The 526-nt window shown below is 58.7% G+C and carries 1 protein-coding gene; it reads right to left on the bottom strand.

Annotation, left to right across the window (positions count from 1 at the left end; genetic code table 11):
- Positions 1 to 506 (bottom strand): AMP-binding protein (locus ACT89H_RS29470; RefSeq protein WP_445111937.1); only part of this gene is annotated, 506 nt, incomplete at its 3' end.
- Positions 507 to 526 lie beyond the last annotated feature (20 nt).

Genomic DNA, 526 nt, shown 5'->3' on the forward strand with positions numbered 1-526 from the left:
GCCTGGTGGGTGATGATCACGCCCTTAGGCGTTCCGGTGGAACCAGAGGTGTAGATGACATAGGCAGGATTACCAGGACGCAGCACAGCGACACGATCACCATCGGTCACCGGAACATCGGAGAAGCCGGCCAGGTCGAGTCCATCAAGAACCACAACCGGACACACCGACGTAATCGTGACGGTAGCCGACGTCGCAGCACTGGCGAGCACACACACCGGACGCGCGGTGGCCAAGATCGCGCACACCCGATCACTGGGATAGCGAGGATCAATCGGAACATACGCGCCACCAGCCTTCAGAACAGCATAAAGCGCGATCACCAACTCAACAGAACGATCCATGACAATCCCGACAACAGCCTCGGGCCCCACACCACAAGCAATCAAATAACGAGCCAGCCGATTAGCCCGCCGATCAAGCTCACCATACGACAACTCAACATCGCCACACACCAAAGCCACACTGCCGGCAGCAACCGCAACCCGAGCATCGAACAACCCCACCAACGTCACCACCGGCACAG

The organism is Nocardia aegles, assembly GCF_052545135.1.